This window comes from Halosolutus gelatinilyticus (assembly GCF_023028105.1).
GTDB lineage: Archaea > Halobacteriota > Halobacteria > Halobacteriales > Natrialbaceae > Halosolutus > Halosolutus gelatinilyticus.
In genome coordinates this window covers 1,672,042-1,685,402 of sequence record NZ_CP095491.1, presented here as the reverse complement: position 1 = coordinate 1,685,402, position 13,361 = coordinate 1,672,042, and the positions used below count along the sequence as shown (strand labels likewise).

At 66.3% G+C, this 13,361-nt stretch carries 12 protein-coding genes; 6 read left to right on the top strand and 6 right to left on the bottom strand.

All coding sequences use genetic code 11. From position 1 onward, the window contains the following. Positions 1-140 precede the first annotated feature (140 nt). Complete coding sequence (locus MUH00_RS08385) at positions 141-974, bottom strand: hypothetical protein (RefSeq protein WP_247003640.1); 834 nt, start codon at positions 972-974, stop codon at positions 141-143. Between the two features lie 107 nt (positions 975-1,081). On the opposite strand from MUH00_RS08385, the gene MUH00_RS08380 reads away from it, so the two are divergent. Together MUH00_RS08380 and MUH00_RS08375 are read left to right on the top strand one after the other, a co-directional pair. Beyond that, positions 1,082-2,047 (top strand): hypothetical protein, encoded by a 966-nt coding sequence (locus tag MUH00_RS08380; protein WP_247003639.1) that lies wholly within the window; start codon positions 1,082-1,084, stop codon positions 2,045-2,047. A gap of 108 nt (positions 2,048-2,155) precedes the next feature. Then, positions 2,156-3,544: a signal recognition particle protein Srp54 gene (locus MUH00_RS08375; protein WP_247003638.1), complete on the top strand. Its 1,389-nt coding sequence runs from the start codon at positions 2,156-2,158 to the stop codon at positions 3,542-3,544. A gap of 208 nt (positions 3,545-3,752) precedes the next feature. Here MUH00_RS08375 and MUH00_RS08370 read toward each other — a convergent pair whose 3' ends face one another. Together MUH00_RS08370 and MUH00_RS08365 are read right to left on the bottom strand one after the other, a co-directional pair. After that, complete coding sequence (locus MUH00_RS08370) at positions 3,753-4,709, bottom strand: CBS domain-containing protein (protein ID WP_247003637.1); 957 nt, start codon at positions 4,707-4,709, stop codon at positions 3,753-3,755. A gap of 143 nt (positions 4,710-4,852) precedes the next feature. Continuing rightward, entirely contained in the window at positions 4,853-6,454 is a 1,602-nt protein-coding gene (locus MUH00_RS08365) for a S8 family serine peptidase (protein ID WP_247003636.1), read from the bottom strand. 558 nt (positions 6,455-7,012) lie between these two features. Here MUH00_RS08365 and MUH00_RS08360 point away from each other — a divergent pair. The 4 genes from MUH00_RS08360 (at position 7,013) to MUH00_RS08345 (ending at position 10,602) form a co-directional block, all read left to right on the top strand. Further along, positions 7,013-7,861, top strand: coding sequence for a tetratricopeptide repeat protein (locus tag MUH00_RS08360; RefSeq protein WP_247003635.1), 849 nt, complete (start codon positions 7,013-7,015; stop codon positions 7,859-7,861). A gap of 11 nt (positions 7,862-7,872) precedes the next feature. Further along, complete coding sequence (locus MUH00_RS08355) at positions 7,873-8,166, top strand: DUF424 domain-containing protein (RefSeq protein WP_247003634.1); 294 nt, start codon at positions 7,873-7,875, stop codon at positions 8,164-8,166. A gap of 104 nt (positions 8,167-8,270) precedes the next feature. After that, on the top strand, positions 8,271-9,134 hold the full coding sequence (locus MUH00_RS08350; RefSeq protein WP_247003633.1) for a DUF8054 domain-containing protein: 864 nt from the start codon (positions 8,271-8,273) through the stop codon (positions 9,132-9,134). Positions 9,135-9,357: 223 nt separating this feature from the next. After that, positions 9,358-10,602, top strand: coding sequence for an aminotransferase class V-fold PLP-dependent enzyme (locus tag MUH00_RS08345; protein WP_247003632.1), 1,245 nt, complete (start codon positions 9,358-9,360; stop codon positions 10,600-10,602). Between the two features lie 55 nt (positions 10,603-10,657). Here MUH00_RS08345 and MUH00_RS08340 read toward each other — a convergent pair whose 3' ends face one another. The 3 genes from MUH00_RS08340 to MUH00_RS08330 form a co-directional block, all read right to left on the bottom strand. Next, the gene (locus MUH00_RS08340; RefSeq protein ID WP_247003631.1) at positions 10,658-11,875 is read right to left on the bottom strand and encodes a metal-dependent hydrolase family protein; all 1,218 of its coding nucleotides are present in this window, start codon (positions 11,873-11,875) and stop codon (positions 10,658-10,660) included. Positions 11,876-12,028: 153 nt separating this feature from the next. Then, complete coding sequence (locus MUH00_RS08335; protein WP_247003630.1) at positions 12,029-12,433, bottom strand: hypothetical protein; 405 nt, start codon at positions 12,431-12,433, stop codon at positions 12,029-12,031. 99 nt (positions 12,434-12,532) lie between these two features. After that, the gene (locus MUH00_RS08330; RefSeq protein ID WP_247003629.1) at positions 12,533-13,324 is read right to left on the bottom strand and encodes a hypothetical protein; all 792 of its coding nucleotides are present in this window, start codon (positions 13,322-13,324) and stop codon (positions 12,533-12,535) included. Between the last annotated feature and the right edge of the window lie 37 nt (positions 13,325-13,361).

Below are 13,361 nucleotides of genomic sequence, written 5' to 3'. Positions count from 1 at the left end.
CGGCGCTATCGGGCGGCGTCTCGAACACGCACGCCGAACGGTTTCGACGGGGGTCGCGAGTCGGGCAGCGGACGCCGCGCCGCCGCGCTCGCGATCGGGTCGGACGGACACGCCCGGATTCGAGTCCGCTGCGTGGGCGGTCACAGTCGCGGTCGGACGTGCCAGACCTCGTCGGCGGAGAGGTCGCCGGTCGCCCCTCGGTCCAGTTTGAAGTCGGCGGCCTGCCACTCGAAGTCGACGGCGCCGTCCGGCGACTCGAGCCGCGTTCCGACGCGGTACCACCCCTCCTTCGCCTCCGGCGCCGACTCGGTTTCGTCGGCGGGCACGGACTCGGCGTCGGACTCGTTCCCGACCGGTTCCGACCCGGCGTCCGCGTCCGCTCGGGGCCCGGACGAGAGCGTCGCGAGGTCGACTTCGAAGGTCGTTCCTGGGTCGGGATCGGACCACGTCTCGTCCCAGTTGACGGGTCCGGGGCCGGGGGACCGGCGCCGATACGCGGTGTTCGATCCCACGTAGGCGACCCCCAGGGTGGCGATCGCCGCGCTGTACCAGTCGTACTCGTCGTCGTGATCGTCGCGCCAGCTACCGTTCGAGTGTCCGCCGTAGATCGCCCAGTTGTGTCGACCCCTGGGCGCCGACGAGTAACCGCCGGTGCCGCGACCGGTCGCCCCGCTCGATCCGGAGCCCGAACTCGATCGCGATCCGGCGCGCGCGGTTCCGACGGGGACCAACAGGCCGACGATCGGCGCCTGGTCGACCGCGTCGATGCGCGATTCGACTCTCGGATCGGCGTCCAGTTCGATCTTCATCGTCCCGTCGTTGATCGAAACATCCTCGAACACCTCGGCCTCGCGTGGCGGCGGCACGTCGTCGCTCGACAGACTGCCGCCGAAGCTCGACAGGCAGCCGGCAAGTCCTGTGCCCGCGACTGCGAACCCGCTTCCGGCCGCGCGGAGGAAACGCCGTCGGTTCATGCGAACTCCTGTCCATTCTAACACGAAGTAAGTTAGGTTTTCGAGGCGATCGCTTCAGCAAGCATTCGAACGGTTGAAGTAAACCGCCTGAGAATCCCGTGACGATCATGAGCGGGGATCAGAAACCGGTTCGACGGGAGTTTACGGGCGACGTTCGTCTCGACGGCGGCGAGACCGCGCCCGTCGAGCTCCGGGGCGCCGAGGACGTGTACGTGAGCGCCGAGGCCGTTTCGGGGCGGCTCACGATCGACGATCCGGAGTACGTCTTCACCGACGTCCCGACCGGCGCCGACCCCGTCGCTGACGACGCCGTCCGAACGGTCGTGGCGGGAGACCTCGACGACGGCTACGTCGATCGCGTCGACGGCGACGTACGAATCTCCGGCGCCGAAGACGTCTTCGTCGAGTACGGCGCGGCCGAAACGCTCTCCGCGATCGGCGCCGAGCAGGTCTTCCACGACGACGCGGCCGCGCCGACCCGCTCGCCGGAGGAGTACGAGGTGTCGCTGTCGGGGTGGGAAGGGACCCGGACCGTGCGCGATCCGCGCGACGGAATCTCCGTCAGAGGTGCCCGAAACGAACTGACGGTCACCGACGCGAGACACGACCTCACCGTCTACGTCGCCGGCTGGGGCAACGAGGTCCGCATCGAGGGCCAGGCGATCGACGTGACGGTCTACTTCGTCGGCCGCGACAACCGCGTCAGCGTCGGCCCGTACGTGACGGCGACGACGGGGGCCGAAAGCGGGTACGACAACGAACTCGACTCCGATCCGCTGCCGCCGGAGGCGCTCATCGAGGAGACCGAATCGGAGGCCTACAGGGGGCTCCTGTTCGGGCGGCACAAGGTAACTTACCAGAAGCCCGCGCCCGACAGGGAGTGGTGTCCGAACTGCGGCGAGACCGCCGACGCGATCGTCACGCGCCACCAGCGCGACGCGTTCTTCCTGTTCGGGAAACCGATCCGAACCTACGACCACGGCGGCGGCGCCTTCGAGTGCGAACGCTGCACGCCGGTCGCGATCGGCCCCGTCGAACTCTCTCCCGAAGAACGGCGGCAAATTCTCGGGTAGTTCACACTGGTGACCGGCGGGTCGCCTCAGCCGCGAGCGCGGTGACGCGTTTCGCTCGCGTCGCCAGTAGATAAAACCTTTAACGCTGTCGTGCCGTAGACTGGGCAAATGGTACTCGACGATCTCGGAAGCTCTCTGCGGGGCACCCTCGACAAACTCCGCGGAAAGTCACGGATCAGCGAGGAGGACGTCGAGGAGATCGTCAAGGAGATCCAGCGATCGCTCCTCTCCGCCGACGTCGACGTCTCGCTCGTGATGGAACTGTCGGACAACATCAAACGGCGGGCCTTAGAGGAGGAACCGCCGGCCGGGACGCCGGCGCGCGATTTCGTCCTCCGCATCGTCTACGAGGAACTGGTCGACCTCATCGGCGAGTCGACCGACCTCCCGCTCGAGGAGCAGACGATCCTGCTTGCCGGCCTGCAGGGGTCCGGGAAGACGACCTCCGCCGCGAAGATGGCGTGGTGGTTCTCGACGAAGGGACTGCGCCCGGCCGTCATCCAGACGGACACCTTCCGACCCGGCGCCTACGACCAGGCCAAGGAGATGACCCGGCGCGCGGAGGTCGACTTCTACGGCGATCCCGACAATGACGACCCCGTCGACATCGCCCGAAAGGGACTCGAGGAGACGGGCGAGGCCGACGTCCACATCGTCGACACCGCGGGTCGACACGCGCTCGAGGAGGATCTGATCGACGAGATCGAGCAGATCGAGGACGTCGTCGACCCGGACACCTCGCTGCTCGTGCTCGACGCCGCGATCGGGCAAGGTGCGAAAGAGCAGGCCCAGCAGTTCGACGAGTCGATCGGCATCGAGGGCGTCGTCATCACGAAACTCGACGGTACGGCGAAAGGTGGCGGCGCGCTGACCGCGGTCGACCAGACCGACTCGTCGATCGCGTTCCTCGGGACGGGCGAAGAGGTCCAGGACATCGAGCGCTTCGAGCCCGACGGCTTCATCTCGCGGCTGCTCGGAATGGGCGACCTCTCCCAGCTCGCCGAGCGCGTCGAGCGCGCGATGCAACAGACCGACATCGAGGAGGACGATTGGGACCCCGAGGACATGTTGAAGGGGAACTTCACCCTGAACGACATGCAAAAGCAGATGGAGGCGATGAACAACATGGGGCCGCTCGACCAGGTACTGGACATGATCCCCGGCTTCGGCGGCGGCATCAAAGACCAGTTGCCCGACGACGCGATGGACGTCACCCAGGATCGGATGATCACGTTCCAGGTCATCATGGACTCGATGACCGACGCCGAAAAGGAGTACCCGAAGGCGATCGGCGCGAGCCAGGTCGAACGCATCGCCCGCGGTTCGGGCACGAGCGAGGACGAGGTCCGGGAATTGCTCCAGCAGTACAAGATGATGGAGCGGACGATCAAGCAGTTCCAGGGGATGGGATCGGACAAGGAGATGCAGCGCATGATGAAACAGATGCAACAGCAAGGCGGCGGTGGCGGCGGGATGGGCGGGATGGGGCCGTTCTGAGTCCGGAACGCCGTCGCCGGATCGCGATCGCTTCGGTTTTCCGATTCGAGTCCGGTCCGCTGCAATCGTCGGTGTTTCTGATCCGACGTCCGCTCGGCGCGATCGTTCCGATCGAGTGACTATCGCGTTGCCGCCACGCCCAAACCGGGTTACTTGCATGAGGCCGTATGGACAGACGGCAGTATCTCGAACGCGTGCGTCGGCGGCGTTACGAGGATGCCGCGTCGCGCTCGAGAACGGCCACCGGCGGCAACTCGTCGACGAGGACGACCGCGTCGCCCTCGAGGACGGTCGTCCCCTCCGCGTCGGTAACGGTCGTCTCGATCCGGTACTTGTCCCTGCCGAGGTCCTCGAGGACTTCGCAGACGGCGATCACGCGATCGCCGATCGGGAGCGGCGCCAGGAAGCTACTCTCCTGCGAGAGGTAGATCGTCAGCCCCGGCAGCCGAGCGAGCGCCGCGCTGATCACTCCGTTGGCGAGCACCCCGTGAACGATCGGCCTCCCGAATCGGGTCTCGGCCGCGTACGCCCCGTCGAGGTGGAGCCTGTTCGTGTCGCCGGTGACGTCGGCGAAGGCCTCGACGTCGTCGATCGTGATCGGTTTCGAGAACCGCGCAACGTCGCCGACGGAGACGGTCGACTCGTCCTCGCCGTGATACTCGAATTCCCAGTCGTCCCGTTCGTACGCGGTGTCGGTTCGCACCGCTCGCCGGGGGCGCTCGGCGCTGCGGTCGCCGGTCTGGCGGGCCAAGTGCGGCACGAAGTAGGTGAGCTCCGTCGTCGTGAGGATTCCCGCGAGGTCGCCGCCCTCACCGCCACCCTCGCCACCGTCCGTCCCGGTCTTCCGGACGACCGGCAGGTGTTCGAGGTCCTCCGATCGAAGGACTGAGACGGCGTCGACGATCGACGTGTCGGGCGCGATCGTCACGAGCGGTGCCGACATCACCTCGTCCAGTTCGACGGCGCCGAGGTGTTCGCGGCCGCAGAGGTACGTCACGAAGTCTCCCTCGGTGACGATTCCGACCGGGGCGCCGTCCCGCGTGACGACGACCGAACTGACGTGCTCATCGCGCATCAGCGTCGCCGCCCGCGCCACGCTGGCGTCGATCGGCGCCGTCACGACGTCGGTGACCATGATTTCAGAGACGGGAATGATGTCGTGCATGTCGGAGTGGCTACCACAGCCCCGGCTATTAGTGTCGGGGCTGCGGCGGTGAGCCGAGAGAATCCGCGGCGTCGGCGCCGATCGGGTCGGACGTCGAGTCCCCGGAAGCGACGCGAAAAAATATCGAATCGAACCGGCGGGCGTCAATAGAGCCGTTCGAAGGTCCAGCGCTGGTTCGCGCCGCCGTGGTAGTCCCACTGGATGACGTTCGCGCCGTCGTCGGTGCTCCAGTCATCGACTTCCAGTCCGAGGCCGCTGTGGTCGGCGATCATGCGGTACTCCCCGTCGCCGACGGCCTCGATGCGCCAGTGCTGGTTGTCCCCGCCGACGTAGTCCCACTGGTGGACGTTCGCGCCGGGGTCGGTCGAGACGTCGGCGACGTCCAGCGCCTTGCCGGTGTGGGCGACGAGTACCTGGTACACGCCCTCGCGGATCTCGTGGATCGTCCACCTGTGGTGGTCGACGGCGGCGGCGGGCCACTGCTGGACGGTGGCGCCGTTCTCGGTGGCGCCGTTCTCGACCTCCAGCGCCTTGCCGCTGTTCACGTTGATGATTCGGTAGGTGCCGCCGTCAACGAGGTCGCCGTCGCCGCCGCCGTCCGACACGGCGTCGACCACGGCGGCGGCGTCGACCTGTCCTGCCGCCTGGCGGTCCGACGGAACCCCCGGGAGCGTCGTCGCCGTATCCGTGAGCAGGCCGCGAACCTCGGCCGTCGAGAGCGACGGATCGAGTTCCTTCGCGAGCGCCGCGACGCCGGCCGTCACGGGGCAGGCCATCGACGTCCCCGAGGCCCGACCGTAGCTCTCCTGGGGAAGCGTGCTAAGGACGTTCACCCCGGGAGCGACGAGGTCGAGGTTCGGCCCGGAGTTCGAGAAGTCCGCAACGTTGCCGTTCGCGTCGGTCGCGCCGACGGCGATGACGTTGGAGTCGCTGGCCGGATAGGTGACGGCGTCGGTCCGCCCGTCGTTGGCCGATGCGGCGAGCACAACCGTCCCGTTGTCGGTCGCATACTGGATGGCGTCGCGGAGCGACGGCTGCTCGTCGTAGCCGACCGACCACGAGAGCGAGATCACGTCGGCGCCCTTGTCCGAGGCGTCGACGATGGCGTCCTCGCCCCGGATGTTGTCCCAGATGTTGTACCCGAGCAGCCGGCTGTTCGTCGGCCCCGCGACGCCGACGCCGTTGTTAGTCGTCGCCGCCGCGCACCCGCCGCAGTGGGTTCCGTGGTCGTCCTCGCCGTCGGGTACCGGATCGGGTCCGCCGACCTCGTCCGTCACTCGTTCCTCGAGGTCGGGGTGGTGGACGTCGAGTCCGGTGTCGATGATCGCCAGCGTCGAGTTCAGCGACCCCATCGTCGTCTCCCAGGCGGTCGGGGCGTTGACGGCCTCGTCGGCCCACTCCTCGCCCCAGCGTGGATCGTTGGGGTCGACGGCCTGGATCTCTTCGACCTCGAACCTGATCTCGTAGTCCGTCTCGGCGTACGCGACGCCGGAGTGCTTGCCGACGGCTTCTTTCGCCCGATCGGCGGATTGCGCCGCCGGCCCGGCGAGTTCGAGGACGGCGTAGTCGATCGTCTCGTTGTGGTGGACGACCTTCGCTCGGTTCGGAACGTCCGGATCGGCGCGGATCGACTCGCGAACCTCCTCGATCGTCCACTCGTCCTCGACGCCGATGACGAGTCGTCGCGTCGACGGCGACGCGCTCGTCTTGCCGGCGAAGCCGACCGTCACGGTCGCCGCACCCATTGCTTTCAAAAACTGTCGTCGATCGTATCGCCCGTGTGATTTTTCTGTCATGGATTTCCCCGGGTGCCCACGCTGTCGGCCGCGGTCGGACGCCGAGGAGACGGCCATCACTGGTCGAGGACTCGATCGGTTGCCGGGGCGCGCTGACGCACGCCCCGGGTCTGCCCTCCCGCCCGCTCGTCCCCGTTTTCGCGTCCGTTCGGATCGGACGAATGCCGCTGCTCTCGGTGCAAGTCCGTTCGACCACCGCGTCTGGACGCGGCCGTTGACGGAATTGGACTCCCGGCACCAGTATTGTTTTTATTCCGAGTTAATAAAATTCATGTTACTTTATATCTAATTTACATCTATTATTCACCATTCGAATACGATGGTGGCCCGAGACAGAGGGAGCGAGTCGCGAGCGCTCGATCGCGTTCGCCGCCGACCGGGGCATCTCGTCTCGCCGGAATCGTGCGGGCGGCTCGGATCGACGGACTTTCGAGGCGACCGGATCGCGGGGCGGACCGCTCTCGCGGGTCGCAGCCCTTAACAGTCGTCGTCGCCACCATTCCGCTAATGACCGACCGAGAAGGCGATCGCGAGCACCCGTTCTCCGAGGGCGAGGGGTTCGACGATCCCTACGAGGAATTCGACCTCGATCCGCCGGAGCTGGCGGTCGATCCCGCGCGAATCGACCCCGTCGACTCGCGGGTCGTCGCCGACACGCTCGACGAGCAGAACGTGGCCAGCGGGGACGTCGACGCCGGAGAACTGCTCGACGTCGGGTTGAACTACATGCAGATCAACCGCTACGAGCAGGCGGCCGACGCCTTCGAACGGGCGGCTCGCTTCGCCGACGACGATCGCACCGAGCAGGAGGCGTGGGTGAACAAGGGGGCCGCCCACGCGGAGCTCGAGGAGTACGACGAGGCGATCGGGGCGCACCGCGAGGCGCTGCGAGTCAACGATTCGAACGAGCACGCCGCGACCGCGGAGACGAACCTCGCTTACGCGCTCTGGGAGTTCGGCGAGACCTCCCAGGCCTTAGAGCACGCCGAGCGCGCCGTCGAGATCGACGAGCGATTCGCCGAGGGCTGGTTCAACCGCGCGTTCTTCCTCTCCGAACGCGGGCTGGCCGAGGACGCCCTGCACTGTATCGACAATGCGATCCGCCTCGGCATGCACAACGCGCAGGTCCTCGAAGAGAAAGCCCGCATCCTGGAAGAGCTGGGCGAGTACGACCAGGCCGAGGAGATCGCCGACGAGGCCAACGACATGCGCGAGCGGGCCGAACAGCGGCTGGTCGAGGAGCGGCGGGAGATGCAGGGACAGGCGACGGGCGGCGCACAGTCCCAGCGGGACGCCGAGATCACCGATCCAGGCCGCGCGTCCGATCGGGACGACCGCGAGTGGGAACTCGAGTAACGGAGACACGCATGATCGTCAAGGAACGAGAGACGCAGGAGGGATTGCTCGTCGCGGTCTGCGACGAGGACGTCCTCGGCGAGACGTTCGAGGAGGGCGAGCTCTCGCTGACCGTCACCGAGGAGTTCTACGGCGGCGATACCGTCGACGAGGGTTCCGTAATCGACAGCCTCGCACGGGCCACGGTCGCGAACATCGTCGGCACCCGCGCCGTGGAACTCGCGATCGAGGAGGGGTTCATCGACGAGGCGAACGTCCTCGAAGTGGGGACCACGCTGCACGCGCAGCTACTGCGGATGTACTAACTGATCGAGGGCACCGCGCCCGCGATCGCCGGGTAGTCGAGCGATCGCCCTCGATCCCGGACCGACGCCAATTGTTTTCGTCGATCGACGCGAACGAAACCGATATGGTAGAACGCTTCCGTACCCTCGATCGACTCCGACAGCCCGAGTACACGGGCGAGAACCGCTGCACGCCGTGTACGATCGTCAACGTGGCGATCGCCGTCGCGCTCGCGGCCGCCGTCGCCGTCGTCTCGCCCCTAGCCGCGCCGATCGCGTTCGGGCTCTCGCTGGCCGCGATCTACCTCCGAGGCTACCTCGTTCCGGGGACGCCGACGCTGACGAAGCGGTACTTTCCGGACCGGCTGCTCGCGAAGTTCGACAAAGAGCCCGCACCGGGCGGCCCGGCGATCGAGACCGGCGGAAGTGAGACCGGATCGGCGTCGGCGGGCGAGACCGACGCGGGCGAACCCGTCGAACCGGTCGATCTCGAGGCGTACTTCCTCGAACGCGACGTGATCGCGCCCTGTCTCGCCGGGGACGGGACGGAGGACCTCTGTCTCGACGAGGAGCTCCGCGAGGCGTGGCGGGCCGAGATCGAATCAGTTCGCGACGCCGACGTCGAGTCGGAGGTCGCCGCGTTCCTGGAGATCGATCCCGAGCGGGTGACGGTGGTCGGCTCGACCGATCGCGCCACTGCCCGCGTCGACGGCCGGTCGGCCGCTCGGTGGGAGTCCGAGGCGGCGCTGATCGCCGACGTCGCCGCCTCGCGAGTGCTCGGGGATCGCCTGCCCGACTGGGGCTCGCGTCCCCTCGACCAACGCAGCCAGCTATCGAGCGGCCTGCGGGCGTTCGTCGAGCGCTGTCCGAGTTGCGGCGGCTCGATCTCGGTCGACGCCGAGACGGTCGAGTCCTGCTGTCGCTCCTACGAGGTGTACGCGATCACCTGCGACGACTGTGAGTCGCGGATGCTCGAAGTCCGGGAGTGATCGCGACGGGATCGCCGACAGACGTATATGCGCGAGTGTGGTACTCGTACGCACGGCAGGGAACACAGGCGCCGTCCCCTGCCGAGTACCCCTACCCGACTTTTTCGATTCTCGAGACGGCGGCCGTGAGGCCTGCCAACGGCCAGTAACGGCGGAGACGGACCGTGACGGAAGGGCGCGTGGACCGAAGGAGTGTTTTGTCTGGCGTCCCTCCTAGCTGGTAATGAGTCAACAGAAGCTCGAGCCCCTCGACGTCGGGGCGATTCGCGAGGAGTTTCCCATCCTCGAGCGGGAGTTCGACGGCCAGCGGGTCGTCTACCTCGACAACGCGGCGACGACCCAGACGCCGGACCCGGTCGTCGACGCGATGAGCGACTACTACCGCGAGTCCAACGCGAACGTCCACCGGGGGATCCACCACCTCAGCCAAGAGGCGTCGACCGCCTACGAGGAGGCCCACGATCGGGTCGCCGACTTCATCGGCGCCGACGGCCGCGAGGAAGTCGTCTTCACGAAGAACACGACCGAAAGCGAGAACCTGGTCGCCTACTCGTGGGGGCTGAACGAACTCGGCCCCGGCGATCGGGTCGTCCTCACGGAGATGGAACACCACGCCTCCCTCGTGACGTGGCAGCAGATCGCCCGCCGGACGGGCGCCGACGTCGAGTACATCCGGATCGACGATACCGGTCGTCTCGACATGGATCACGCCCGCGAGTTGATCGACGACGACGCCGCGATCGTCTCCGCCGTCCACGTCTCGAACACCCTCGGCACGGTCAACCCCGTCGCCGAACTGACGGCCCTCGCGCACGACCACGGCGCGCTCTCGTTCATCGACGGCGCCCAGGCGGTCCCCACTCGTCCGGTCGACGTGAAGGAGATCGGCGCCGACTTCTACGCCTTCTCGGGCCACAAGATGGCCGGCCCGACCGGCATCGGCGTCCTCTACGGCAAGCGGGACCTGCTCGAAGATCTCGATCCCTACCTCTACGGCGGCGGCATGATCCGCAAGGTCACCTTCGAGGAGTCGACGTGGGGCGACCTTCCCTGGAAGTTCGAACCCGGAACGCCCCCCATTGCGGAGGCCGTCGGCCTCCACGCGGCGATCGACTGGCTCGAAGCCATCGGTATGGACCGGATTCGGGCCCACGAGGAGGAGCTGGCCGCCTACGCCTACGATCGACTGCAGGAGGAGGACGACGTCGAGATCTACGGCCCCGAGGGCGGCCCCGATCGCGGCGGCCTCGTCAGCTTCAACCTCGACGGCGTCCACGCCCACGACCTGACCTCGATCCTGAACGACCACACGATCGCGATCCGCGCCGGCGACCATTGCACCCAACCGCTGCACGACAAACTCGGCGTTCCGGCCTCCGCCCGCGCCTCGTTCTACGTGTACAACACGCGCGAGGAGGTCGACACGCTGGTCGAGGCGTTAGACGACGCCCGACAGTTGTTCGCGTAGGCTATCGACGAAGTGTGAGGAGCGGCTCCCCGACGATCGATTTCTTCCGGCTGCGTTACCAGCGAGCGGGTCCGCCGTCCACGTACACGGCCTCGACGTCGCGGACTGCGCCGATGTCCGCGATCGGGTCGCTCCCGAGTCCGAGCAGGTCGCCGCGGTTACCCGGTTCGAGAACCCCGACGTCGTCCGCGGGGATCGTTCGGGCGGCGATCCGCGTCGCGGACTGAAGCGCGTCGTGTTCGTCCATTCCAACCCCGTCGACGAACAGCTCCAGTTCGAGGGCGTTCTCGCCGTGCGGGACCAGTTCGGGGCCGAGGAAGTCCGTTCCGGTGGCGATCGGAACGCCGGCCTCGTACGCGCGTTCGACGGCGTCGAAGTGCGCTTCGCGGGCCTCCCGAGCCTTTTCGAGTCCGTAATCGGGGACGCCGTGGTCGCCGCCGTGCTCGACGAGTCGGTGCATGATCGACAGCGTCGGGACGAAGGTGGCGCCCGTCTCGTCGAAGAGTTCGAGACACTCTTCGTCGAGGTAGAAGCCGTGCTCGATCGTGTCGACGCCGTTTCGAAGCGCCGTCTTGATGCCGGGTGCGCCCTGCGCGTGGGAGGCCACCGGGATGCCGACGCGGTGGGCCTCCTCGACCAACGCTCGCACCTCGGCGTCGGTGAACTGGCTCTGATCGGGGGCGTCCTTCTCGCTGAGCACCCCGCCGGTGGTCATGATCTTCAGCACGTCGACGCCCTCGCGGATGCGTTTGCGGGCCTCCTTCCGGCACTCGTCGGCGCCGTCCGCCAGCGTCGACAGCGCGGCGCCGCCGTCGGCGACCCACTCGTAGGGGAGGAAGTGGGCGTCGCCGTGACCGGCGGTCTGGCTGATAGTGCGGCCGCTGGTGAAGATCCGCGGCCCCGGAATCGTTCCCTCCCGGACCGCTTGCCGGAGGGCCAGGCCGGTCGTCGAACCGACGTCCCGGACCGTCGTGAACCCCGCCCCGAGGAGTCGCCGGAGATCCGCGGTCGCTCGCGCGGCCCCCAGTTCCGACGACTCCGTGACCCACGTCATCGGGTCCATCTCGCGCATTCCCTGGAGGTGCACGTGCGCGTCGATGAACCCCGGGACGACGGCGGGGTACGACGCGACGTCGGCGGCCGCCGGCGCGTCCACGTCCTCCTGCGTCCCGACGGCGTCGATCGTCCCGTCGTCGGCGAGCACGACTCGCCCGCCGTCGATCGGCTGCTCGTCCCGACCGGTGACGAGCAGATCCGCGTCGATGACTCGCATACGTGCGCATTTCCGGACAAGAGCAATAGCTATTGGAGAACCGGAGGCCTGCGTCGGTTTCGCCCTGGCGATCGACCGTCGACGCGTGTCACCGATCGAGCTATTCGTCGTGACGGTCGGAAAAGATGCACTGCGCCCGATTCGAAAGGCGAGTCAGGACGATTTCGTGGTGGGATCGACGCCCGTTCTGTTGCCGACGACCGTCGCAATAACGCCGCCGAAGAGAGCGCCGACGAGCATGAGTCCGTAGGTGATAATCGGCAGGAGCGGTTCGTGTAGCGATACCGCGAGAAACAGCACTGCCATCCAGAAGACGTACGCGAGGACGCCGCCGGTCGCGAGATCGGACAGTCGAATACGACTTCCCATCACTATTCCGAAACCGATAGCCGCACTCACCGCCAGTAGCAACACCGCGACCTCGAGATCGCCGTTCAGGGGTTCGTATACGCGTAGCATCACCTGCCGCCAGGGGCCGCCTCCCCACGGCCACACGGCGTAGCCAGCGATGGAAAGCAGTACTGCGCTTGCGGCTATTTCTCGTACTTTGTCAACCATATATTCAGATACGGGAAAATAGTATAAAAACCCTCTCTAAGCGATGGCCCGGTGGTGATTATCTATCATCTACCGGGCGTTGAACCGGCCACTCGTACGCTAGCAACTCCGGTTAATCGAATCAAAATCACCTTCGATAACCGTAGCGTATCCCGAGTGGTCTTTCTTGCTATTATTTAGATACGTGGTACCGTCGTACGATCCGCCGTTGCTCGTGAGTATATCGACGATCGCCTCCCGTCCGGGGTCGTATTCCAGCCCGGTGCTATGGTCGAACGATCCGTCTTCGTGGGCCTGAATGGTGACGATTCCGTCTTCCAACTCCCAGAACTTCGCGTGCTTTCGGCCTAGCCACCCGACTCGTTTATTAACGGCGTGTGAATACTCGCCCTGCGGTTCGTTGTCGGGGCCGACGAACAGCTCTCGATCCGTATCCCACGCGTATCGCTTCCACGAGAGACTGTAGTCGTCTTCGTCGTACCACCCTTCGTCGTCGATGATATCTTCCACGTCTTCGACGTCGTACCCCTTGCACACGATATTCATCGGGGACTTCACGTAGTAATCCTCGCCGTCTTGTTCGTAATCCCAGACGCCGATCCCGCAGTGCTCGTCTTCCTCGGGCGGGTGGCTGTGTTGCGCGGAGACGTCCTCCTGACCGATGGTCATTCGTCGTCGTTGTGAGATCGTTTTCCACTCGCTCTCCGTCGCCATGTACGTGTGCCACGGTTCAGTCGTCGTTCGCTTTCCGCGGAGCGGGAGGTCGTCCTCTTTCGGTGCCGGCCGATCGATGCGCTTCTTTTTCGTGAATGTAGTACTGCCTTTTCTCTCCTTCAGATCCGGACTCTCGTACGCCTTTTTGATGACGAATCTATTCTTGTTGAACGTCACTTTCACCGTCTTTGTACCGGTTACTTCGAAGTTCGAT